At 42.7% G+C, this 24388-nt stretch carries 26 protein-coding genes; 22 read left to right on the top strand and 4 right to left on the bottom strand.

What is annotated here, in order from left to right; genetic code table 11:
* The first annotated feature begins 109 nt into the window (after positions 1–109).
* The 7 genes from Q9R46_RS14415 to Q9R46_RS14385 all read left to right on the top strand — a co-directional run bounded on the left by Q9R46_RS14415 (position 110) and on the right by Q9R46_RS14385 (position 3925).
* Complete coding sequence (locus Q9R46_RS14415; RefSeq protein ID WP_311280494.1) at positions 110–397, top strand: hypothetical protein; 288 nt, start codon at positions 110–112, stop codon at positions 395–397.
* The gene (locus Q9R46_RS14410) at positions 397–1275 is read left to right on the top strand and encodes a hypothetical protein (protein WP_311280493.1); all 879 of its coding nucleotides are present in this window, start codon (positions 397–399) and stop codon (positions 1273–1275) included. The genes Q9R46_RS14415 and Q9R46_RS14410 overlap by 1 nt, the downstream gene beginning before the upstream one ends.
* 173 nt (positions 1276–1448) lie before the next feature.
* Positions 1449–1733, top strand: a complete 285-nt coding sequence (locus tag Q9R46_RS14405; protein WP_311280492.1) for a hypothetical protein — start codon at positions 1449–1451, stop codon at positions 1731–1733.
* 151 nt (positions 1734–1884) lie between these two features.
* Positions 1885–2595, top strand: a complete 711-nt coding sequence (locus Q9R46_RS14400) for a hypothetical protein (RefSeq protein ID WP_311280491.1) — start codon at positions 1885–1887, stop codon at positions 2593–2595.
* The gene (locus tag Q9R46_RS14395; protein ID WP_311280490.1) at positions 2543–3070 is read left to right on the top strand and encodes an accessory gene regulator B family protein; all 528 of its coding nucleotides are present in this window, start codon (positions 2543–2545) and stop codon (positions 3068–3070) included. The genes Q9R46_RS14400 and Q9R46_RS14395 overlap by 53 nt, the downstream gene beginning before the upstream one ends.
* Before the next feature lies 1 nt (position 3071).
* Positions 3072–3194, top strand: coding sequence for a hypothetical protein (locus tag Q9R46_RS14390; RefSeq protein WP_311281061.1), 123 nt, complete (start codon positions 3072–3074; stop codon positions 3192–3194).
* 5 nt (positions 3195–3199) lie between these two features.
* Positions 3200–3925 (top strand): LytTR family DNA-binding domain-containing protein, encoded by a 726-nt coding sequence (locus tag Q9R46_RS14385; protein WP_311280489.1) that lies wholly within the window; start codon positions 3200–3202, stop codon positions 3923–3925.
* A 267-nt stretch (positions 3926–4192) separates the two neighbouring features.
* Here Q9R46_RS14385 and Q9R46_RS14380 read toward each other — a convergent pair whose 3' ends face one another.
* Positions 4193–4408, bottom strand: a complete 216-nt coding sequence (locus Q9R46_RS14380) for a helix-turn-helix domain-containing protein (protein WP_311280488.1) — start codon at positions 4406–4408, stop codon at positions 4193–4195.
* A gap of 128 nt (positions 4409–4536) precedes the next feature.
* Here Q9R46_RS14380 and Q9R46_RS14375 point away from each other — a divergent pair, with 128 nt between their 5' ends.
* From Q9R46_RS14375 to Q9R46_RS14340, 8 genes are all read left to right on the top strand, one after another.
* Positions 4537–4689 (top strand): hypothetical protein, encoded by a 153-nt coding sequence (locus tag Q9R46_RS14375; RefSeq protein WP_311280487.1) that lies wholly within the window; start codon positions 4537–4539, stop codon positions 4687–4689.
* Positions 4690–5129: 440 nt separating this feature from the next.
* Positions 5130–6755, top strand: a complete 1626-nt coding sequence (locus Q9R46_RS14370) for a recombinase family protein (protein ID WP_311280486.1) — start codon at positions 5130–5132, stop codon at positions 6753–6755.
* Between the two features lie 160 nt (positions 6756–6915).
* Complete coding sequence (locus Q9R46_RS14365; protein WP_311280485.1) at positions 6916–9147, top strand: M1 family metallopeptidase; 2232 nt, start codon at positions 6916–6918, stop codon at positions 9145–9147.
* A gap of 155 nt (positions 9148–9302) precedes the next feature.
* Positions 9303–11009 (top strand): CotH kinase family protein, encoded by a 1707-nt coding sequence (locus Q9R46_RS14360; RefSeq protein ID WP_311280484.1) that lies wholly within the window; start codon positions 9303–9305, stop codon positions 11007–11009.
* A 241-nt stretch (positions 11010–11250) separates the two neighbouring features.
* A complete protein-coding gene (locus Q9R46_RS14355; protein WP_090923686.1) occupies positions 11251–11670 on the top strand; it encodes an organic hydroperoxide resistance protein in 420 nt (139 codons plus the stop codon).
* A gap of 244 nt (positions 11671–11914) precedes the next feature.
* Positions 11915–12115 (top strand): hypothetical protein, encoded by a 201-nt coding sequence (locus Q9R46_RS14350; RefSeq protein WP_311280483.1) that lies wholly within the window; start codon positions 11915–11917, stop codon positions 12113–12115.
* Between the two features lie 202 nt (positions 12116–12317).
* Positions 12318–12872, top strand: a complete 555-nt coding sequence (locus Q9R46_RS14345) for a stalk domain-containing protein (protein ID WP_145413884.1) — start codon at positions 12318–12320, stop codon at positions 12870–12872.
* Between the two features lie 97 nt (positions 12873–12969).
* Positions 12970–13290, top strand: coding sequence for a DUF1292 domain-containing protein (locus tag Q9R46_RS14340; protein WP_145331949.1), 321 nt, complete (start codon positions 12970–12972; stop codon positions 13288–13290).
* A 150-nt stretch (positions 13291–13440) separates the two neighbouring features.
* On the opposite strand, the gene Q9R46_RS14335 is transcribed toward Q9R46_RS14340, so the two are convergent.
* Complete coding sequence (locus Q9R46_RS14335; RefSeq protein ID WP_145332866.1) at positions 13441–14916, bottom strand: aminotransferase class I/II-fold pyridoxal phosphate-dependent enzyme; 1476 nt, start codon at positions 14914–14916, stop codon at positions 13441–13443.
* Between the two features lie 177 nt (positions 14917–15093).
* Between Q9R46_RS14335 and Q9R46_RS14330 the strand changes: the two genes are divergently transcribed.
* Together Q9R46_RS14330 and Q9R46_RS14325 are read left to right on the top strand one after the other, a co-directional pair.
* A complete protein-coding gene (locus Q9R46_RS14330; RefSeq protein ID WP_311280482.1) occupies positions 15094–16404 on the top strand; it encodes an MFS transporter in 1311 nt (436 codons plus the stop codon).
* 373 nt (positions 16405–16777) lie between these two features.
* On the top strand, positions 16778–17377 hold the full coding sequence (locus Q9R46_RS14325) for a hypothetical protein (protein ID WP_145331947.1): 600 nt from the start codon (positions 16778–16780) through the stop codon (positions 17375–17377).
* 140 nt (positions 17378–17517) lie between these two features.
* Here Q9R46_RS14325 and Q9R46_RS14320 read toward each other — a convergent pair whose 3' ends face one another.
* On the bottom strand, positions 17518–18123 hold the full coding sequence (locus Q9R46_RS14320) for a suppressor of fused domain protein (protein WP_311280481.1): 606 nt from the start codon (positions 18121–18123) through the stop codon (positions 17518–17520).
* 212 nt (positions 18124–18335) lie between these two features.
* Between Q9R46_RS14320 and gndA the strand changes: the two genes are divergently transcribed.
* Both gndA and Q9R46_RS14310 read left to right on the top strand, forming a co-directional pair.
* Positions 18336–19745 (top strand): NADP-dependent phosphogluconate dehydrogenase, encoded by a 1410-nt coding sequence (gene gndA / locus Q9R46_RS14315; protein WP_311280480.1) that lies wholly within the window; start codon positions 18336–18338, stop codon positions 19743–19745.
* A 265-nt stretch (positions 19746–20010) separates the two neighbouring features.
* Complete coding sequence (locus tag Q9R46_RS14310; protein ID WP_260984666.1) at positions 20011–20520, top strand: shikimate kinase; 510 nt, start codon at positions 20011–20013, stop codon at positions 20518–20520.
* 142 nt (positions 20521–20662) lie between these two features.
* Here Q9R46_RS14310 and Q9R46_RS14305 read toward each other — a convergent pair whose 3' ends face one another.
* Positions 20663–20968, bottom strand: coding sequence for a rhodanese-like domain-containing protein (locus tag Q9R46_RS14305; RefSeq protein ID WP_311280479.1), 306 nt, complete (start codon positions 20966–20968; stop codon positions 20663–20665).
* A gap of 151 nt (positions 20969–21119) precedes the next feature.
* Here Q9R46_RS14305 and aroA point away from each other — a divergent pair, with 151 nt between their 5' ends.
* The 3 genes from aroA (at position 21120) to Q9R46_RS14290 (ending at position 24313) form a co-directional block, all read left to right on the top strand.
* On the top strand, positions 21120–22415 hold the full coding sequence (gene aroA, locus Q9R46_RS14300; protein WP_311280478.1) for a 3-phosphoshikimate 1-carboxyvinyltransferase: 1296 nt from the start codon (positions 21120–21122) through the stop codon (positions 22413–22415).
* Between the two features lie 36 nt (positions 22416–22451).
* Positions 22452–22886, top strand: coding sequence for a CoA-binding protein (locus Q9R46_RS14295; RefSeq protein ID WP_090923677.1), 435 nt, complete (start codon positions 22452–22454; stop codon positions 22884–22886).
* A 149-nt stretch (positions 22887–23035) separates the two neighbouring features.
* A complete protein-coding gene (locus Q9R46_RS14290) occupies positions 23036–24313 on the top strand; it encodes a hypothetical protein (RefSeq protein ID WP_311280477.1) in 1278 nt (425 codons plus the stop codon).
* Positions 24314–24388 lie beyond the last annotated feature (75 nt).

The following is a 24388-nucleotide window of genomic DNA, read 5'->3' as shown; positions in this document are numbered from 1 at the left end:
CTTCACGAGGATAAACCTTGTGGGGGACTTTTGTATGGGGAGACAAGGATTATGTATGAATTTGTCGAAGTATTACATTATGTTTAATTTTAGGGAAGGAGAACTCTGAATGAAATATTACCCAATGAATGATCAAGTAAAGGAACAAAGTAAAAATAATCAGTTCTCATACACTGTCATAGTCAATCTGCAAACACGTAAAAATGACGTAGAGGAGTATATAAACAAAACTGTCAGAATTAATTCTGATACTAAGCTAGAAGAAGATGACCTCGCACAAAAAGCAACCAATGTTGTCTATGGTTTGATTGAGACTCATCCGGATTTTGCAGACTATGAAAAAACTCAAATAATTGGAATTACTTTTGCAAACGCTTATGATAGGGAGATTAAATGATGTCAAAAATAAATTTATTTAATATCTATGTGCTCTCCACAAAATTGCAAAGAAATTTAGCCTCTCTAAGAAAATGGATAATTTCCTTAGAAGTTATATTGTTTCTTATTTGTGTAGTAAGCATTTTTAATCAAGAATTAAATATAGAGATTCACATCTTAAAAATAATGGTATGGTTAGTTGTACCTTTATTAAGTGAAGGTGCATTCCTTTTTATTAGCTCAGTTATAAGTAAAAGATATTCTGGCTTTAAATATTTACCAGGGGGTTCATTAAGTGATTGGTATGAACCAACGTACATATATAATGTAAAAATAAGATGGTTAGACTCTGTTTTAAGGCAATTGGAAGATGAGGGAGTGAATTTAGATTCAATTGAACTGTTGAGTCCATCCGCTAATAAAGGTAAGTATGAGTACGAGATTTCTAAAAAGTATCCTAAAACTAAAGTGGTTGCTACGGATATAACTATTCCAATTGATCATGTAGTAACATCAGGTAACTTTAGATATTTATCTGAGAAGAATAATGCTTTAAATGCTCGGAATTATCTCAAAAAAATTGGAATAACTAATGTTGATCTAATTTTTGATATAAAAGGCGCTCTTTGGCATTCGGAGAAATTTAAGAATCTAGAAAATATTCTTAAGGAGTACTATCATATCCTTAACGCAGGCGGAGCAGTAGTATTTGATGCTTATGATTTTTCAAATGAATATATATTCAGACTTGATCCTAAGATCGAGGGATACAGAGAAAATTCAACTTTCTCTAAAATCAAAAGAAAGCTAAAAAGATCAGAATGGTTCCATAATCATTTTGATATGATATTAACTGGTGAAGGTGAAACAAAGGTTGCGATATTGAGAAAGAAATAGTGCATGATCTAAGGTACGAAAACATCAGATGAATGCAAAATATAATAATGGGGGATAATAGTAAAACTCTCTCCCATGAGTGTTACTATTAATGTACCTAGTCAAAGTGACTGGGTATTTTTGTTGTTGATAAAAGAACGTGTGTTCGCATATAATAATCACGAGGTGATATCATGCTAACAGATTTTCAACGCAAGGTACTACGTATCTTATATAACTATAAAGGTGGACGAAGACGGTTCCCTACAATCCATGAATTAACCGTGAAGACAGGTAAAAGTAAAACGGACGTATCTGTTGCTCTGGACGTTTTGGTTAAGGAACAATACATTCATTGGGAAGATAGATCAAACACATCTAATATCGTTATATTGGAAGGTTGGGAACGTGAAGAGGAGAGACCTAAAGTAAAGGTGATTGCTCCATTAGCTAACATTGATTACTGGACTCAATATTAATGGTAAATTGAAGTTAGGTGCAGGGAAAAAGCAACCTTCCTGTAATAAACTTATTTTGGTAAATGTATTTATTTGTATGATTTTGGCTATGGAATTGCCACATCGTACTTTATAATATCTTTATAAGATATTTAAGTAGGATGGTGTAGATTTGAACACATTTTTGTATATCTTCATCGGTATTTTTGAGGCTTATGCTGTGCTGTTAATAATTCTAAAGCTATATATGTTGCCGGTTAGAGAGTTTGCAGGCAAAATCCTTTTCTTTGTTATTTTCATGGCTTCATTCTCATATATGATGCGAATAACTTTAGAAGTGCCTAAATTAGATTTACCTTTTCAATATATTTTCTTCATACTTTTTTTACGTTTTGGCATGGAATATAAATTGCATATTTCATCTTTTATTGCTGGAGCTGGTATATCTGCTTATGCAGCATTGCAAATGGGGATTTTCCACGTTTTTGAGTGGATGGATGTTATGCACTCTGGCATTATTCAACAGAATGAAGGGAGTATGGTCTATTTACTGCAGTTGTCCTCAATACTAATTACATATTTAATTTGCTTTATCTTTTCAATATTCGATTTCGGATTTTCTTTCATTATAAGACCTCCTCATGATTTTTTTATTAAAGAAAATTATCTGTCTAAGACAAACCTCTCCTACTTAATTGGTACTTTGTTCTCTGCAATAACAATTTGCCTTACATTAGTGTTGCTGTACAGATCTGAACCAACTGGATTGTTATTATTAGCAATTGCTACTTTCAGTGTATCTTACTTCTTTTCAGTAAGGAGGGAACGAGGTGATATTAGAAAGGCTGTCGAGGCATATCGCAGTAAGCATAAAAACAGCTGATCCTGAGGGTCCAGGTACTGTTGAGGTTATGGAGTATGAATTGGGACTTCGACTCAATTGGTACTCTGGACTGTTGCTTACTATAACTCTTGGGTTGATGTTCGGCACAACGTTAGGCGCTTTGATTACTTTGTTTTCATTTGCTTTACTAAGAAAGTTTTCTGGCGGAATGCATTTGCCGATAACCATATGTTCCATTGTAACCGGATTTGCTGCTGCTTTGATCCCTTTAATTAGTTTGAATCACGAAGTGATTTTAATGTTGAATATAGTGACCTTAATTGTAGTATCAATTTATGCTCCGAATGAGTTTGAATACGTTAACCCAACCCGATGGGATAAGTGGCTTAAATGGATATCAATTGCTCTGGTAATTGTGAATTTCATAGTTATGTCACCAGAAATTACATTGGCATTCTTTATTCAAGCTATTCTTATTCTTCCAGTATGGACAAAATATGAAGGAGGTGGTTAAATTGAATCAGAAAATAGCGAGATTGCTTGGTACTAACCTTGCAAAAGGGGCAAAAAAATCATCCAAAAAGCGGAAAATCATTGTTGGAGCGATGAAGATGCCTGAAGAACTGAAGAAGAAGTGATCCTTGTGAATGATCGTTTAATAATAGGTATTGAAGTACAAAGCGATGGCTCATACGGGCCTCGCTTTTCATTTTATGAAAATGATATTATGGGCATCGAAATGTGGAAACCATCTAAAAATTACAATGTCCCATTTTTTTATACAAGAACGGGTAATTTTACTGTGCTCACAACTTTAAATGCGTGTGAATTATCATTCCCTAATTTCAGGTTTCTTGATGGAGCCAACTTAGTTAATGTCGATAATATTGAACGAGTTTTAACTGGTTCATATGGAGGGATCGCGTACTTCAAAGATGATATACACACAGGAATTAATCAGAAGAACATGAAGCACTGGAACGAAATTGTAGAAGAAGTAAATAAATTAGAAAAAGATGATAGACAGGTTTTTGGAGTTGAAATTTTAGATAATGGAGAATTATCTCCCGGTAGGTTTTTTATGGCGAGTGATATCTACTATATTGATATGTGGGAACCTAAGGCCAATTATTACGTCCCGAGGTTTCATACGAGCAAGGGCCTGTTTACTGTTGCCCTCACATACAAAGCTTGTATAGAAGCTTTGCCACACTTGTATCCGGCGCATAATGGAAATCTGGTCAACCCGTACTGGGTAGAAAGGATCGACGATCAGATTTTTGGTTCAACAGCAATTTTTAAGGAGTCTGATTATAAAGTTACAGTAGCCAGAGGAAAGGTTAAGGCTTTAAAAGGTTTAATACAATAAAGATTTATGTCGTCATTAACATAAAAACAATAAAAAGTCAACATCAATCGATACTAGGTAGCAAGAAGTGTTTTCGACAGTCATCGACATTTTACACAACCATTACATGATATCATTAATTTGGAAGAATTAAGAAGCAGACTGAGAGTGAGGGGATGCAAATGAGTGTGTGTACATAGAAGGAATGATATAAATGAAGACGGAGAAAAAACATATGAGTACTATACTAGTACTCGTTTTACCCGGGAGCGCGGATAAAACCGCGACTTACTTCGTTACTTTCCACTCGTAGAGTTCCTCCATTTGAATGCCAAGTATCTGTGTAGCCAGATACATCGCCTCAGGATTCATCATACTTCTTCCTGTAGCGATAAAAGATACCATTCTCTTGGACCAACCAGTTCTTCGAGAGAATTCGGCTTGAGTCATTTGGCGATGATCAAGCCAAAATTGAAGTAAGCATCTCCCTCGGGTAACTTCCACCAAGAGGACTCCTTCATTAAAATTTCAAGTTTTAGTATAGCATGACTTGCGGAAATAGTTAAACCAAGGGCAACGACATAATGTATCTCTAGGTTTTAAGAAATGAATCAAAGCAAAGGAAGTGCAACATGCGATTACATCAGATCAATATTAATCATACCATTACAATTACTGCAGCAAAAACCCTTGCGCAAATTTTAGTATCTGCGCAAGGGTTAAAGAATCCGGTTCAAGTTAAAGTGATTTCTCCAACTTCAGAACACGTAGTTTTACTTGATTAAATCTGGGGGCAATCTGGGGACGAATTGGGGACGGACTGTGATACAAGTTGTAGAATGTGGGGCAAATCAGAGAACTCGTGATTGGACAAACCCTTTCCAAACCTTGGATTAGTCAGTATCAAGGTATTCTATTACCCCGACCCCGTAACTTTGACAGGGTAAGGGTCGTGGGTTCGATCCCCACTCGTCCTATACATAAAACAATATTTCACAGCCAAGACAGCCTCTAAACGGCTGTTTTTTGCTTTATCTTAATTGAAATGAAAAAATTATCTAAGATAACTGTATATGGTACGAACCAGAAGACTACCTACAAAATATGGGGTGGTCTTTAATATGTCTTATTGATTTAATGCTATAATCGAAGTACTAGTTAATTGTAAAAGTAGCAAAAGGGAGTTCTAAATATATAACAGAAAAAAGATATGGTGGTGAATTAATTGAAGCAAATTAAACGCGTTGCAACCCTATATCATGTATCTACAAAAGGACAGTTGGATGGAAATGATATACCAATGCAGCAGCGAGCTTGTAGAAGAATGATTGAAAAGCAGGAGGGGTGGAAGTTAGTAAAAGAATATTCTGAAAGAGGAGTCTCAGGTTTCAAAGTATCTGCTTCCAACCGAGATGTAATTAGGCAGGCTAAAGATGATGCTGAAAATGGATTATTCGATGTATTGCTAGTATTCATGTTTGATAGATTAGGCAGAAAAGATGATGAGACACCATTTGTACTTGAGTGGTTTGTAAACAGAGGAATTGAAATGTGGTCTGTAATAGAAGGGCAGCAAAAAATTGAAGAAAATACAGATAGGGTGATGAACTATCTTAGATTCTGGCAGTCGAGCGGAGAAAGTAGAAGAACTTCTAATCGCGTGAACGAAAAGCATATGCAAATGGTGGAAGATGGCATATTTAGAGGTGGCGGTATACCATACGGGTATAGAAGTGTTGATTCCGGCAAATTTAATAAAAAGGGCAAGGTGTTGCTTAAATTAGTAATACACGAAGAAGAGTCTTTGGTTGTGCAAAGGATGTTCCGACTGGTACTAGACGAAGGATACGGACAACTAAGGATAGCTAAATTGTTGAATGAAGAGGAAATTCCCACAAGAAAGGCTAAACAGTGGGGTGCGGCTACTGTGAATGTCATTCTTAAAAACCCTATCTATAAAGGAATAATGAGATACAGGAAAGGATCGGGAGACGCCGTATTCTCTGAACCTATTCCTGAATTAATGATAATATCCGAAGAAGAGTGGAATTCAGCTCAAGATATTAGAGAAAAAAAGAATCCCAAAAGTAAGCAAAACAATGATAATTCCGTGCCGATGAGCACAAAAGGAAGTTTACTTTTAACTGGAATAGCGAGATGCGGGTGTTGTAACTCAAGGCTAACTTCAACAACATTTGTGAATAAATATAAGGCTGCAAATGGAGAAATACTTAGATACAATCAAAATAAAAGCTATCGGTGCACCGGAAAATTACAAGGGAAAACCGATTGTAGCGGTCAAGCTACTTTCTCGTCTAAGATGGTTGAGAGACAAGTAATGAAGCAAGTAAATAGTCACTTAAATCAACTCGAGACAATAGATTTTAGTTCGGAGATAGTTTTGATCAAAAAGAAAATATCAAATGAGGAAGAGAAAAAAATTAAGAAGCTACAGTGTATACTTGAAGAACATTATAATGAGCTATCTGTTCTTAACGCCGAAGTCCCCAAATCAATTATGGGCAAAAGCGCCTTCAAACCAAAGATGCTTAATGATCTTATCAAGAAGAAGGAATCGGAGATTACGCAAACTACCAATGAAATGAATGAAACTGAAAGAATACTATCCTCTAAAAAGATTGAATTGTCTGAACTGGAAACATTAATGGAGTATATTCCGGTTTGGCAAGATGTTTTTGATGAAGCGACAATGGAAAAGAAGAAAATGATGTTAAGTACACTAATTGATGTTATTTACGTCAGCAAAGAAAAAATCTCAGTAGAGATTAAGGGTAGAATTAAAGAATTCTTGGGACATTCATCGAGTGAAAGTAAATATTCAGGGAGTTGACACAGGGGAGTGGAGTGCACTACTGATCATATGTGAGAAGTCTTGCATAGCAGGACTTCTTTTTTTTATTTTTAAACAAAATTTAAACCAAACCTAAATTCAACGTAAGGTTGATCTCTTATTGTTGTAGTTAAGAACGTACAACAGAAGGAGAGAGAAAATGCACGCTTCCAAAACCCGATCTACTAACAAAAACGTGATTAAAAAGGCCGTACTAAGCACACTGGTGCTGGCGCTCACAACATCCTCATTCATCCATACTACGTATGCCACCTCCTCGGAGGGGGACAGCTTAACTGCCAGAGCTGAGACAACACAGAACACGTTCCAGATGCAACAAGCATTTCGCATGCGCTCACAACAAGCCATGTCTCAAGATCAATCCCCGATTCAGTACCAGATCAAAGCACGTCTGAACGAAAAAGACATGACAATAGAGGGTAGCCAGACCGTGACCTATCTGAATACGAGCAAAGATACCCTTCAAGAGTTGGTCATGCATACCTATGCAGATGCTAATCGTTCCAAAGCAACACAAACGATCATGTATACAGGCCAGAATGAGCAAATAGCCAAAGAACACCCGGAAAAGAAAGCATCAGATTTCTTGGGCGGAATGGATATTGTGAAAGTGACGAAACAAGGGGAGAAGCTTCTTTTTGATAACAAAGATCAGGCATTACGTGTACAATTGAAGGCACCTTTGCAACCGGGCCAGTCTATTACCTTCCAAGTGGATTATCGGCTCGACATTCCTTATGGCATGCAACGATTATCTTATTACAAGGATCAGGTCAACGGAGCACATTGGTTTCCGGTGATGTCTGTGTATGACGAGAACACGCATCAATGGAACAAGACACCGTACAGCACTTCATTCGAGAGTGATTACTATACCTCATCAGATTTCGATGTTGAGTTCAATGTGCCTGAGTCATATCAGGTGGTCATGCCGGGAGATATCACTTCCAAAAACAGTACTGAACAAGGACGGAAAGTGGTTACAGCGCGCGCAGCGAACACCAGAGAATTTGCTTTTTTTGCTGGTCCTAATTTAAAGGTAGAACGTGAGACGCGTGATGGTCTTACCGTGGAATATTTTTATTCGGGTGATGAGCCTGCCAAAAAAGCGGCGGTGGACAAATACATCGATTATGCATTTAAAGTCATCGCTTTTTACAATGAGAAATATGGTAAATATCCGTATCCCGAATTTCGGATTATTGAAACTTATGTGGATGGTTTTGGCGTTGAATACTCAAGATTAATCCAAATGCCGGAGCGTGCTGCGGAGTTATTACCAGAAAACGATACCACGTTTGTGCATGAGATTGCACATCAGTGGTTCCATGCTTTGATCGGGAACAACTCAGAAACGGAATCCTTTCTGGATGAAGGTTTTGCCGAGTTCTCCACGGTGTATTTTTTAGAAAAGCAGGGCAATAAGCTGGGAGGTTTCAGATCGATTCAGCTTGATCCATCACCTATTGATCTGCCAATCGCCTCAACGAATGAACAAGTAGGAGAAATGGCTGATTATGTATTTTACCAAAAGGGTCGACAGGCCATATATCAATTATACCGCTCTGTTGGTGAACCCAAATTTGATGCGTTTATGAAGGAATATTTTCATCGCTTTGTCTACCAAAACGCTACAATGGATGGATTACTTGGTACCATTGAGGATGTGCTTGGTAAAGAACAGCGTCAGGACATGGAAAACGCTTTAAGGAAACCGGGATTTGAGCTTAAGCAAGAATATCAAATGTCTGAGAAGGAACTTGCAGCATATATGCATGATGTCTATCAGCCGCAGTATGAAGGAGTGGTGAACAACGTTCCCAATCTGCCTTACGAAGTGATGATTCGTTTAATGGAAAAGTCCTTCCGAGGAGAGCCGTTAACCATTGTACTTGGAGATCAAGTAAGCAAAGAAGCGGCGAAACAACAGGAACAAGCGGCCAGCCAGTTAACTCAGATTTTCGATGTATTTGGCATGAAGTACGATGTAGTTCGGGATCGAAAACAGTTGAAGCAGAAGCTGAAACGTGAGATTGGCAGTAGTAACCTCATTCTTGTTGGTAATGCAAAGTCAAATGGCATGGTTCAAGCTTTGAAAAAAAATATAATGGTCCGGGCAACTGATATCGGTTTGGACTGGAAAGAGGCCATGAACGCATCTGGACATTCCGGAGCATATGTCATTAAACATCCATACAATCAGAATCGTCTTATGATTCATTACTATTGGAATGGCGACCATCTCAGTGACAAGGCCTCAGCGTCCTTTATGGAGAAGATTCTGGAATCTCTAACGCTCTCTAATGACATTTACCAATCCTATGAGCTGGATGGCAACGGTAAATTGAAAGATAGCAAAAAAGTCGAATGATACATTTTACAATAAAATAGAACCATAAAAATAGAAATGTTTATAAAGAGTCGCCTATAAGGTGGCTCTTTTTGCCTGTTCAGTTCCATTTAAGGTTTCTCTTTTAAACTTCTCTGTAGCAGGAATTTAAAAGAGAACAAAAGGCGGGAAATGGCATGATAAACAACAAATGGCGAAATGTTATGACAACTACAGTGATTGCTTCGATGTTATTAGCGGCTTGTAGCAATGAGAGTGGAGCTCTGCTAACAACAACGACTACGACTACAGAGAACCCATCCACAGAAGATCAGACAAAAACGGTGGATTACGCACAAAACTTTAATAAAACGGAAGTGATGTCTTTCTCGATTGATGTAGATGAGGATGCCTGGCAGGAAATGCTGGACACGGCAACAGAGGAAAACTATATCAAGGCCAATGTAACGATCAATGGAACAACCATAGAAACTGTAGGTATACGAGCCAAAGGAAACTCCAGTTTGAGGCAAGTGGCACAGGACGATTCAACCGATCGGTATAGTTTCAAAATCAAGTTTGACGAATACGTCAAAGGGCAGACCTGGAATGGTCTTGATAAAATGGTCGTGAATAATATGATTTCCGACGCCAGTTATATGAAAGAGTATCTCAGCTATGACATCATGAGTTATATCGGAGTTGATGCACCGCTGTTTTCTTTTGCCAACATTAACGTCAACGGTAAGGCGTGGGGCTTATATTTGGCTGTTGAAGACATAGACAGCGGATATCTGGCACGTGCGAAGAATGGTGAAGGAGAGATCTACAAGCCCAATAACGATGGCAATATGGGAGCGGGCGGAATGGGAAACCCAATGGGAATGGGTAACCCGCCAACAGAAGGGGATGCTGGAGGGATGGGAGACCGTCAGCCTCCTGAAGGCATGGAGCCACCAAGCGATCAAGGTGAAGGAACAGGTGATGCCAACTCTCAGACTGCCAACACTCGCGGAGAGGGTGGTCGGGGGTTCGGCAGAGGCGGTGGAATGAATGGTGGCACGAACGGCGTATCCTTAGTGTATACGGATGATAAAGTGTCCAGTTATGCTGGCATTTTTGATAATGCAAAGACCAAAACGACGGAAGAAGATGAACAACGTGTGGTTGAGGCACTCAAAAACTTGAATGCCGGCACCGATCTTGAGAAATATGTAGATGTGGATGCTGTGCTCAAATATTTTGCGGCTCATAATGTGGTTGTGAACATGGATAGTTACACATCCAATATGGGGCATAACTATTATTTATACGAGAATAACGGCAAGATCAGTATGTTGCCATGGGACTACAATATGGCTTTTGGTGGATTCCAGGCAGGTTCCGCATCCGATGTGATCAATCTTGCCATTGATACCCCGTTATCAGGCGTAACGATGGAAGAACGGCCGATTCTAAGCAAGTTGCTGGAGGTTCCTGAGTACAAAGCGAAGTACCATGAATACTTGCAGGAGATCGTTGAGGGTTATTTTGCAAACGGAAAATTCCAGCAGACGGTTCAGACGTTAAACAATCTGATCACGGATTACGTTAAAAATGATGCTACAGCGTTTGTGACATATGACAAGTATAAAGAAGCTGTTACTGAATTGACTAAATTAGGCACGTTACGTGCCGAGAGCATTCAAGGACAGCTTGATGGAACGATTCCTTCCACTACGGAAGGGCAAAAGGCGAGTGCGGATAAACTGATTGATGCATCTTCCGTTGATCTAACCAAATTGGGAGATGGTCTCAAAGGAAACGGAATGAGGGGTGGATTCGGAGGCTCAGGGTTCAATCGTAATTCCGGTAATCAAAATCAACAGAGTGAAAAAACGGAGCAATCCGAAACAACCAAATAGGATTCAGTTGCCCGACTTGTCCTTCGTAGCTAAATAATGGGATGAACGCATGCATGTTTTAGGCTGATATCAGTATATAGAGAGCTACCTTACAAGGTGGCTCTTTTTAATTTCATTTGTTTATTTCAAAAAACTATTTACAAACCAAATTTAATTGTGTACAATCAATTTGTAAACAAGTTAAAAGAAAACATGTTCAAACCATATAACAAACTTTAAATCGGAAGAGGAGAATTTTAATATGAAAACTCTATATGAAACGACAGTTATTAATACAGGTGGACGCCAAGGGATCGTACAATCCCCGGATAACGTATTCATGATGGATGTAGCTACACCCCCTGAACTTGGAGGTCAAGTAACAACAGCGACTAACCCGGAGCAACTGTTTGCAGCAGGATACAGTGCATGTTTTAATTCTGCGTTGGAATTTCAATTGAAAAAGCACAATGTAACGATTGAACGCAGCACAGTATCTGCAACGGTTGCCTTGGTAGCGGACCCGGCAGATGGTGGTGTAAAGCTGGATGTTGAGCTAGAAGTGAAAATTCTCGGTCTGGATGAAGAAACGGCACAAAAATTTGTGAAACTTGCACATGAATATTGCCCTTATTCCAAAGCGATCAAAGGTAATGTTAACGTTAAAGTGGAGCAGGCGTAAGCAGACAGGTTTCGTAACGTTCCATTTAGTATTAAATAAATGCAATAGCCAAAGACCTCCGAAGACTCGGAGGTTTTTGGCTTATACTTGCTTCGCATTAGATCAGCAATTGGCTGATTCTCGGTGGTATTTTATTCGTTATCTTTTTAGTATTTAAATACGTTTTTTAAGGTAGGCACACAATTGGGCGTTTCCCCATATGATGCACTATTCAGTCAGCATTATGGGAAATGGGGAATCCGTGATGGCAAAGGCAAAAGGAAAGAAAGCTCCCGCGTTAAAAAGTGACAAGATGCGTGTATCCATGAAGCTGGTCACATCCGATGTATGTGAACGCTGCAAGACACCTTGCTTACGAGGGACGGAATATGCTGCACGAATGAGAGAAAGCGGGGCGGTTGGCAAAGGGGTTCCCTGTATCCTCACTCGCCACGTATCTTCATGATACTTCGTCTAATGGCGTATATATAAAATGCGACACCATAGGTTATCCTGAAAACAGGGTAGCCTTTTTTTTGTGTTTACCAGAGCGTGGTAAATATTTTGGATAAAAAATGAAAAATGATGAAAAACAGCGCAACTTTGTGGAGCCGTTCGCAGTATAAATCTACAAACAAGCTAACAGCAAGGGAGGGTATATTGACGGGATGAAATGGAAAAGAGTGCTGCTGTGTGTCATGGTATTCTCCTTGCTGGGCGGGTCTTTATTATTTGCGGACTCTGTGAACGAGAAGATTCGTGTGCTCATTAACGGCAAGGAAGCGTCTGACGGTGGTTATTTGATTGATGGAACGACTTATGTACCTGTAAGAGAGGCTGGAGGCATTGCTCGGTGGGACAATAGTAACAAGCGAGTAACGGTGATCAAGCCGAACGTACATATTTTTCTCTTCAAGGGAGACACTGTGTTTGGGAACGTCAATGTGGGCAAATTGAAATTTAATGTGTTCTCACAGGTCGACAGCCTCACAACCGATGTGGCTGCCGTGAAAGTTACCATAACGGACCCGAGCGGTCAGGTAAAGGATATTCAGGCTCAGGATCTGACTACACAGAAGGATAACTTCTGGTTCCGTACGTATGATTTCACTTATGATTTTAGTCGTGCTGGCAAATACCAGGTCGGTTTTCATATTAAAGAAAATGCAAACAGCAACTATGTTCTGGTCGCCGAAAAAATCATTACAGCCTTGAATGACTAAAGGCGAATAAACGCTATCCCTCAAATTGACCTGGCTCTGTGAACATGTTACGATATGCAGGGTTACACATTTTCTATTGATGAAGCGAGGTATTACAATGAGCGATCACAAACACGAGCATGGAGATAACTGCGGTTGCGGTCACGACCATGATCACGATCATGAGCACGAAGAGATCCTTCTCACATTGACTGATGAGAACGGTCAAGACGTGGAGATGGTTTTGGTAGAAACGTTTGACGTGCAAGATCACGTTTATGCACTTCTGCTGGAACGCAACAATCCTGAAGCTGACGGCATCATCCTGCGTATGGAAGAAGAAGACGAGGAAATGGTGCTCTACAATATTGAAGACGAAGCAGAGTGGAACCGTGTTGAAGCGGCATACAACGAACTGGTTGCTGCTTCCCAAGAATAGTCATTCTTTTGGAATAGGACACAAGGACTCCTTGAATCTCAGGGGGTCTTTTGTCGTTGGTTTGGATTGTCGGCCGATGCGGAGACAGAGTGTCACAAAAAATGAAAATCAAAAAGGACCAGGTGTTAGACCCGGTCCTTTTCAGTGCAGCTAGAAAATGGCGTCAGCTTCCACGATGACTTTGACGTTCGTAACGCTACGGTCTTCGGGTCCTTTAACGGGCAGTCCGACCTCGACATGATCAATGATATAATCGATGTTTTCTTGCGTGATTACCTCGCCCGGAAGCAGGATCGGAATACCTGGCGGGTACACATAAATGAATTCGGAGATAATGCGTCCAGCGGATTCCTTGAAAGGAATGACCTCAGTATCTCCGTAAAAAGCATCACGCGGGGTCAACATCAGCTGAGGGATGTCTGGAACTTTGACAACCAGTTCATGCGCCGGATTGACCTGATAATAAGTACGGGACAAATCCTGTAGCGCATTAAGTAAGATATTCACGCTGTCATCTGTATCACCTGGCGTGATAAGGCACAGAATATTGTACATGTCGCTAAGCTCTACTTCAATATTATAATGCTCACGCAGCCAGTTCTCGGTTTCGTAGCCTGTAATGCCGAGATGGCGCACATGAATCGTGACTTTTGTTGGGTCATAATTGAAAGTGGCTTCTGTGCCTAACAGTTCTTTTCCGAAACAGTACAAGCCATCAATGTCATTGATCGTACGCCTTGCAAACTCCGCCAGGTCAATGGCCTTCTGCGCAATCTCGTGACCATGGAGCGCCAGATTACGTCTGGAGGTGTCCAGCGATGCAAGCAATACGTATGACGTGGATGTGGATGTCAGTAGACTCAAGATGGTCTGTACACGTTGTGGGTTGACGAACCCGTTCTTGGTGTTCAGATTCAGCACGGAGCTCTGTGTCATCGAACCACCAAGCTTGTGCACACTTGTAGCAGCCATATCAGCTCCAGCAGCCATTGCAGACAGCGGCAGATCCTCATGGAAATGAATAAGTACCCCGTGTGCTTCGTCCACCAGAACGGGCACTTGATAGCTGTGAGCCAGCTCTACGATGGACTTCAGGTCTGTACATACACCGTAATAGGTTGGATTAATGACCAATAAAGCTTTTGCATCCGGATGGCGCTCAAGCGCACGACGAATCGATTGGATGGTTACACCGTGATCGATGCCAAGGTTAACATCCTGTGCAGGAGAAACAAATACAGGTTTGGCTCCTGAGAAAATAATGGCGGACAGGACAGATTTGTGTACGTTGCGGGGTACGATAATTTTGTCCCCAGGTCCGCATACCGATAGAATCATCGTCATAATCGCACTGCTTGTACCCTGTACACTAAAATAGGTATAATCGGCTCCAAAGGCATCTGCGGCAAGCATCTGTGCTTCCCGAATGACAGCTGTCGGTTGATGCAGGTCATCGAGTGGTGCGATGTTGATTAAATCTATGGAGAAGGCGTTATCGCCAATAAATTCACGGAATTCGGTATCCGCTCCCAATCCTTTTTTATGTCCCGGAATGTGAAACTGTACGGGATTGAGTGCCGCGTGATTTTTCAAAGCGGTAAACAGCGGCGTACGGTGGTGATTCATCAGTGCTGTCACAACCCTTCCTAAGTAAAATGGTAAACAAAGATGAGTATAGCAAAATAAGCACTGAATGCAAGCGGTATGAACGACAAATTTTTGAATTGGTGAGATTTGCTTGTCATGTCCCCGGTTACACTATGTGTAGAGGACGGGTAAATGAACCTTGAAAGGGGAAAAAGAATGCAAACCGACATCAAACCAGCCAAGATCCTGAGATCGCCTTTTTTTATCGCGATGTGGCTGACACTTTTTCTGGTGGAGATCATTAAGGGGGCACTGCTGGTCGCCGTTCTACCCGTATATATGGATAATATTCTGGGGTTGTCTGCTGGCGTCATCGGCGTAGCATTTGCTCTCCAGTATCTGGGAGATAATCTGTTTAGAGCCCCTTCAGGCTGGGCAGCAGAACGAATCGGTTTCCGCGCCACGATGGTAACAGCTCTGATCTGTACTTTGATTGCCGTTATCATGATTCTTTTTCTCAAAAGTGCCGTTGGACTATCTATGGCTTGTCTCATTCTCGGAATCGGTACGTCACCCTTGTGGCCCTGCGCAATGACGGGAGTAACTGCGATGTCAGGCCCACAGAACAAAAACGGAACAGCGATGGGTGCGCTGGAAATGGCGGCTTTGGGAGGCACGGGGCTCGGGCCTGTTGGTATGAACTGGCTATTGGAGCGGACCGATCATGATTACCGAACAATTTTCCTCATCCTCATGGGATGTGCAATTCTGGTCATCCTGGTTGCTATGATTCTTCCGGGCCGTGTTGTGGTTCAAGGGGGACAAGCAACAGAAGCGGGAGATGCTGGAGAAGGCCTGATGTCTGCAAATCAGAAATATCCAGCCAAGCCGAATCTTCTTACCCCGTTCATTCGGCTGCAACAGAGCGTAAAGCGTACATTACATCGTGTGCGCAGCACGCTCAACGTTAATCCGCTGGTCTATCCCGCTCTCTTTATGCAGTCATTTGTGATTGGTCTGCTCAGCCCTGTCATTACGCTGTATACACGAACAGATCTGAATATCTCACCTAATCTGTACAGCCTGCTACTCATTGCAGGAGGAGGGATTACCGTCATCGCATTGCTTCCTGTTGGGAAAATGGTGGACAAGTTCGGTACGAAGCCGTTCCTGAATATCGGTTTTTTGATGGCGGCAGCAAGTTTGTTTGTTTTCGCGACAGTGACAGCCATTCCTGTTGTTTTTGGCATTGTCATGCTTGTCGGCGTCAGTTATGCGATGATTCTTCCGGCTTGGAATGCATTTGTTGCCACACTGATTCCAGAAGGGGAACGTGGGGCAATATGGGGATTTTTCCTTACATTGCAAGGTTCGGGTATGGTTTTTGGTCCGATTGTGTCGGGGTTGTTGTGGGATCACATCAGTCATCCTGCTCCGTTTATCGCGAGCGCTCTTGTGATGGCAGGACTTTTCGTCGTTCACTTTGTTTTGGCACGCAAGCCTTACCGTACCGCACCTGTTGGATAGATGAAGGACAGAAAAAAGGAGATCCATAAACCCTGATCAGGGTTGAGGATCTTCTTTTTTTTGATGTATTGTAATGCCTGGGAGTCGTCAATTAGTGCAAATGAAGTGAGTTATCTCGGCTGTACATCACAATGATCATGATTTTGTCACTTGTACATATTGGAGCAGAAAAGAATCGAATCACGATGAATTACCGGGGGCTTGCCCCTGTGCATCTGCGGAAAGCTTTAATTCGGATTCGTATTCCGTGAAAAATAGTCAAATAACCAAGTACCCTTACATAAAATGAAGTATAAAATAGGGTAAGCCGATGTAACACAAGCGCTTGAAACATGAGGGCCGGAGCAGATCCGGTACAGATGGAGGGAGTGCCGTGAACAAGAGTTATGAAGTTGAATATTGCAATCTGGAGCTGCGGTTCAACCGTCGGCATATCCAAAATCTAATCAAAGACCTAATTCGTGAGGGGTATTCACTATATTGGAGCGAGGACGAATCCTTCTTTATCCTGTCAGTCCGCACCGGACGTAAGCTGGTAAAGCTCCGTTTTCAACAAACACGCAGTGGGAATTATAAAATGACAGGAGATTATCTGATCAAGGATGCCAAGCTCGCAGAGTGGTTGGAGAAACTGATTGGGGATACACGCGGCCATGCTGTGGTGAAACGCTTCAAGGATCAGCAGATGACGGTAGAGAATATTCTGTTTGGTGAAGTCATCCGTCTGGTGGAAGTGTCGGGATTCAAGCAACGGGTTATTTTTCAAAAAGAACCTGCGCCTACGGCGGAAGAGATGGAAGAAATGTTCCTCTCGCGCGAAGGCGAAGAACGGCTACTGCTGCTGCGTATGGAGATCGATGATGAACTGGAGCGCCTGTATAATGCTGTGCAGATCGACAATACAGAGAAGGCCAACGCCTGCCGTGAAGCGCTACAGCGATTGTCCGGGCATCTGCTGATGCTGGAAGGATGAGACCAAGCGTGTTTGAGCATCATTTTTGTTGAAAGGGGCTGTTCCCAAAGGTCATTAACGGACTAGGGGCAGCCCCTTGATATGTAGAGAGAGCGTTAGTTTTGGATTCTGAATCTCTGGACTTGTACTCTTCCGCTCGTCTACGGACGCTGAGGATCAATAATGGAATAGTCCGAACTCTCTATATGAGTATCAAATTCCTCAATCCCTTGTTCCAGGATTAGATCTGCTTCATCCGGGGTGATCGGAATGACCCACAACAGAGGGACTGTCTCCTGGCCAATGTGAATAAGTTCGAGGGCTTCGTTTTCTCCCCGCAACTCGTCAATTAACAAGGCAGTTGCACTCCATTCTGTGGGTGCTAGCGGACTTGATTTCATCACACGCGGGATATCCGAATCGGGAGCATTTTCGATATGATGCGTAATGATATCTGCCAAGTAGGTGTTGACACGTTCTACACTTACACCGCCTAAATCGGAAGGTAGCGCAAGCATCCACTCTGCGGCGACTCGTTCCCCTGAAGGGCGGGTAGCTTCAGACAAATCTACAGTGACAAACCGGGAGATCTCAGACTGCAACGTTGCAGGGAAATAGTAGATCTCCACATGAATGCCTCGCTCTGTTTTGGAAAGTACGATTCTGCTCTCAGGCATGCCCCATTCATTCATATACATCCCCAAAAGGTAAGTTCTTCGGATATCCAGTGAAAACCGTTCCTCGTTTGAAAGTTGCTGATAGCTCATTCGCTAACTCCTCCAAATCTGATGATGATTCATTGCTATTACTATAATAACGTATTTTATGAAAATACGATGAACACCTGAGCAGATTACAGCATTTTCTCGCTGCCTGGCTGGGGAGCGGGGTTCACTTTCATACATAAAACCGTTAAAATGGGTGTATTGTTGAGATTTTTTTTCAATAAAATTAATTGGAGTAAAGGATGGAGGACCAGATGACAAAACAACAAATCGGCGTAATCGGCCTGGCAGTCATGGGTAAAAATTTGGCCTTTAATATTGAAAGCAGAGGATTTTCGGTATCGGTATTCAACCGTTCCCCTGAGAAGACACATGACCTCTTGAAAGAAGCAGAAGGCAGAAACCTGACAGGTACATTCTCCATTGAAGAATTCGTAGCCTCCCTGGAATCCCCGCGTAAAATTCTGATCATGGTACAAGCAGGTAAAGCTACAGATGCGACAATTGAGCAGTTGCTGCCTCACCTGGATGAGGGCGACATTATCATCGACGGCGGAAACGCATATTTCCCTGACACGGTTCGCCGTAGCAAAGAACTGGAAGACAAAGGTATTCGCTTTATCGGTACAGGCGTATCCGGTGGTGAAGAAGGCGCACTGAAAGGACCTTCCATTATGCCAGGCGGACAAGAAAGTGCATATAAACTGGTGGAACCGATTCTGACGGCCATTTCAGCTAAAGTCGGTGACGACCCATGTTGTACATATATCGGACCAGACGGTGCCGGACACTATGTGAAGATGGTACATAACGGCATTGAGTATGGTGACATGCAATTGATCGGTGAAGCCTATCACCTCCTGAAATCGGTACTGAGTGTATCGGTAGAGGAATTGCATGAAATTTTCACAGAGTGGAACCAAGGCGAACTCGACAGCTACCTGATCGAGATCACGGCGGACATTTTCTCCAAATACGATCCGGAAACAGGCAAACCGATGGTTGATGTCATTCTGGATGCCGCTGGACAAAAAGGAACAGGCAAATGGACAAGCCAGAGCGCGCTGGATCTCGGCGTACCATTGTCCATGATCACGGAATCCGTATTCTCCCGTTTCTTGTCGGCGATGAAAGACGAGCGTATCGCTGCAAGCAAAATCCTGAACGGACCTAAGGCAGAAGCATTCTCCGGTGACAAAAAAGCATTCATCGAGAACGTGCGCAAAGCGCTGTTCGCAAGTAAAATCGTATCCTACGCCCAAGGCTTCGCACAGATGCGTGCCGCATCCGACGAGTATGGCTGGGATCTGAAATACGGCAACATTGCGATGATCTTCCGCGGCGGATGCATTATCCGTTCACAATTCCTGCAAAACATCAAGGAAGCATACGACAAAGATGCAGCCCTGAAAAACCTGCTCCTTGATCCGTACTTCCAAAATATCGTGGAAACTTACCAGGATGCATGGCGTGAAGTGGTTGCTGTTGCGGTGAAACAAGGTATTCCGGTACCAGGCTTCTCTAGCGCGTTGTCCTACTATGACAGCTACCGCACAGAACGTTTGCCAGCAAACTTGCTGCAAGCACAACGTGACTACTTCGGCGCACACACGTTCAAACGTGTCGACAAAGAAGGAAGCTTCCACCACAACTGGATGGAGTAATCTTCAAATCATACAATGCAAAGAGGGACTTGGAGGATCGGATTATACCGATCACCATCGGGTCCCTCTTTTTTCATAAATCGAGAGAATCTAAAAGTCTGTTTAGTAACATTAATGAATGATGATCATTGGGAGAGGAGGGACCGTATATACGGTTGTGGCTCGAAAGGAGCTTGCTACAGGCATGGCCTTCCCCCGTTCGCAGGGCTGTGTTATGATAGGACAAAAGTGCTCACGAAATGCTTGAATTAAAGGAGTGTACACCTTGAGCAAGTCTAAAAATATTATTCTCATTGGCATGATGGGAACGGGGAAATCAACTGTTGCTAATATGCTTTCTCATGAGCTGGGATACCGATTAATCGATGTTGATGCCGCGGTTGAACAGGAGGAAGGCTGTGCCATACCTGAATTGTTTTCAAACAAAGGAGAAGCGTACTTTCGTGACGTAGAGAACCGGGTGCTGTGCACGGTACTTGAGAACGAAGGGCAGGTCATTGCAACTGGAGGCGGGGTCGTACTTCGTCCGGATAACTGTAAATCCATGTCAGCGAATGGCTGGGTTGTTGCTCTAACAGCAGACCCTGAGGTCATAGTGGAACGTGTAAGCGGGTGTGATAACCGTCCACTGCTTGCAGGAAATGCCGAGGAACGCATTCGAACGATTATGGAAGAGCGTAAAGATGCATACCGTTTTGCGGATTACACGGTGGATACTACTGCGTTGTCTGCGGCCGAAGTGACTGATTTAATTTTAGCGCATTACCGCGTCTAAGCTTGTTATTGTCGAAGTTGAACAAGAGAGGGCAGTTAAAAAAACGGGCCATGCGGCCCGCTTTGGGAATGGTAGGCTGTATGGGTGATCCATCCAACTTTAACACTTTGAAAGGATCGCCGTGAATACAGTGTCCTTACCTTTAGTCTTCCTGCTGCCACTCCAGCATACCGCCGACCAGATTGGTACAGCCGTCGTATCCAAGCTGTTGCAGGTATTCACAAGCCCGTTCACTGCGATAACCGCTACGGCAGATGATCACGATCTCACCGGACTTATCAATCTCCGATAAGCGATCCGGAATCTGTCCCAGTGGAATATGTTTGGCACCAGCAATCATGCCTTGCGCGACCTCTTCGTCCTCGCGGACGTCTATCATCTGCAGCTTTTCTCCCGCTTGTAAACGGCGGCGCAGCTCGGATGGTTGAATTTCTGCGATTTGTGTCATATTCAGGTCCTCTTTTCTATATGGACTTAACGCCTCTAATGATACCTAAGCCAACCAGGCGATGTCAATTTGGCCTTACGAAGACTCACTTCACCTAAAACAATTGAAGACTCATTACACCTAAAACAATCAATGAAGGAGAATATCATCCATGGACGTTATTGTTAACCCTACCCCTAATTTGAACGGGGAAATCGGAGCTTTGTCCTCCAAAAACTATACTACCCGTTACCTGCTGGCCGCTGCGCTTGCGGAAGGAACCAGTACGATTCATTTTCCGGCACATAGCGAGGACAGTGATGCAATGCGCAGATGTATCCGTGATTTGGGCGCTGTGTTGGAAGAGGATGACAGCAAAATCGTCATTCAAGGTTTTGGAAGCCGTCCCCGTGATGTACGTGAGTTAAACGTAGGGAATGCCGGCGCTGTACTTCGTTTTCTTATGGGGGTTACCGCACTGTGTCCTGAAGTTACATTTGTGAACACTTACCCCGATTCACTGGGTAAACGGCCGCATGATGATTTGATTGATGCACTTGGTCAAATGGGGGTTCAGGTAGAGCATCAGCAAGGGCGTCTGCCGATTACCATTAAAGGCGGTCATGCCAAAGGTGGACATATTCGTGTATCTGGCTCTGTAAGCTCGCAATATTTGAGCGCATTGCTGTTTGTGACCCCTTTGCTTGCTGAAGACAGCACGATTGAGGTTCTGAATGATTTGAAATCAAAAGTGGTCATCGGTCAGACGCTGGAGGTTCTCGCACAAGCAGGGATCATCATCCATGCAAGCGACGATTATATGTCATTCCGTGTACCTGGCGGACAGGCTTACAAGCCTACAACGTATACTGTTCAAGGGGATTACCCTGGCTCGGCTGCCGTACTTGCTGCCGCAGCAGTTACGCAGTCTGATGTGAAAATTCTCAGGCTGATGGAGCAGAGCAAGCAAGGGGAGCGTGCCATCGTTGATGTGCTGCGTATGATGGAAGTGCCGCTCACTCATGAGAATGATGTGGTTCACGTTCAAGGAAATGGCCGATTGAAGGCGGTTGAATTCGATGGAGATGCGGCTACGGACGCGGTATTGGCTATGGTAGCGGCAGCAGTATTTGCGGAAGGAACGTCACGGTTTTATAATGTAGAGAACCTGCGTTACAAGGAATGTGACCGAATTACGGATTATTTAAATGAACTGCGCAAGGCCGGAGCGAACGTTGAGGAGCGTCAGGCGGAGATAATCGTACACGGACGTCCGGAAGGTGTCGAGGGCGGCGTAGAGATTAATGCTCACTATGACCACCGTGTCATTATGGCGCTTACTGTCGTGGGTCTGCGTGCCAAGCAGCCTATCCGTATTCGGGATGCACACCATGTAGCCAAGTCATATCCGCAATATTTTGATCATTTGCAGGCGCTTGGCGCCTCGGTTCAGTGGGTAAAAGAGTAAATTAACACGTTAAGCAGAAAAGGATGGTGCTTGAACATGGAATTTAACAACCCTACTCGAGAAGAAATCGGACACATTTTGCGCAATGCAGGCAACATCGCAGTTGTCGGCTTATCGGACAAATCAGACCGTACCTCGTATATGGTCGCGGAAGCGATGCAGAGCAGAGGATACCGCATTATCCCTGTTAATCCGCAAGCACAGGGAGAGATTCTTGGCGAGAAGGTGTATGCCACGCTCGCAGATATTCCCGAGCCTGTAGATATTGTTAATGTTTTTCGGCGTGAGGAGTTCTGCGCGGAAGTCGCTCGTGAAGCTGCTGCGATCAAGGCCAATGTATTATGGCTTCAACTTGGCATTCATAACGATGAGGCTGTCCAGATTGCGGCAGAGAACGGCATGACCGCAGTCACCAATCGTTGTATCAAGGTAGAAGATTCCATCGTTCTGCGCGGCGCTGGGCGTGGCTAAGAGGCCTTGTTGTCCTCATGAACTCGTTCATGGCATCGCATATTCAACTTAGGATTTTAATGAATATCCCGTGATTATTCAAAATCACGGGATATTTTATGTTCAGCGTAGTAAAATGAGATTGAAAATATAAGGAGGATGAAATATAGATGAAATGGTTTAGAAAGGCAGTTATTCTGCTACTTGTTGCCGTATGTGTAGCAATTTTACGACTAGAGACTCCCGTTTACGCAGCGAATGAAGCGATTCATGCAACGGATGTGTGGACAAGTCAATCACTTTTCGTCGCACCTGCCAAGAAGCCGGAAGTGAAATGGGGATTGGACTTTAAAGATTATGTAAGACAATTGGTTGTGGATTCCAAAGGAACACTTTACGTGATCTCACATTACTCTGGTCATCCGTTATTGACTGCCGTCACACCAAAAGGCGAAGTGAAGTGGGCTAAACGATTGGAACATATTAATAGCATATCAGACATGTATTTATACAAAGACAGTTCTCTTGTGATTCTTGGTGATGATATTCCCGAACGAGGCAGGGGGTCAGAGAATTTTGGAACGGCGAGCATATCAAACTATACATTAGACGGAGAACAGATTTGGGAGAAAAGGTACAAGGATTACACAGCTAATTATAATGTGGATGTCAGCAAGGATGGAGTTATTATTTTTACGGCTTCTTATGTACAAGTTATACATAATAATAAACCTATAAGTCAGGGACAAGATTTTAAAGAAGAGAAGAGATTGCTCGGCGTTAATATGGACGGCAGTGAGAAGTTTAACAGTCTTCTTGGCACAGAGATCAATTCAAGTCCTTTCTTCGTTGTATCTGATCCAGTCTTTGTTAAAGATCGAATTTTTTTGACACTGTCCTCCTTAAGCAGTATTAAAGAGAACGGCAGAGTGAAATCAGGTGAATTGATTCAATACAGCCTAGCGGGTAAAAAAATATCAGGTACCCGGTATACCGGGGAGAATCTGCAGAGTCCGATTTATGATAATCATCAGATTTATGTGGTCGGACACGATGATCTTCATATTTTTGATGCCCAGGGCAAGCTGAAGAAAACCGTCAAGGGAGGTTTCCAAAGTACAAGCAACTCACTTGCTCCTTCAATCAGCAAGCAAGGTGACGTCGTATTTGGAACAAATATCTATCATGCTCTGAGCAAGAAAGTAACCACGTTTAATAAAGAGAATCAAACCTATTTTACCAGTGAACCCATTATTGATCGTAACGGCAATCTAATCTATCATTACAAAAACTATGCTAAAAATATAAACTATTTAGTTTCCATGAACCTTGCTTCAGCCAAAGTGAACTGGAAAATGATCATCAATCATGATTTACAAGATCAATGGCTCGTTTCAAGGGATGGAACTATATATGTTACTGGAACTAAACTGCTAGCTATCAGATAAACAAACTCTAATCTTAAATGTACAGTAAAAAGGGGATATAACTCCCCTCTTTTACTTTGACAAAATGCTGTGTAA

It is taken from the genome of Paenibacillus sp. RRE4 (assembly GCF_031844205.1).
Taxonomy (GTDB): domain Bacteria; phylum Bacillota; class Bacilli; order Paenibacillales; family Paenibacillaceae; genus Paenibacillus; species Paenibacillus xylanexedens_B.
Note: the sequence above shows the minus strand (reverse complement) of the source record. Positions and strands in the feature narration are given on the sequence as shown.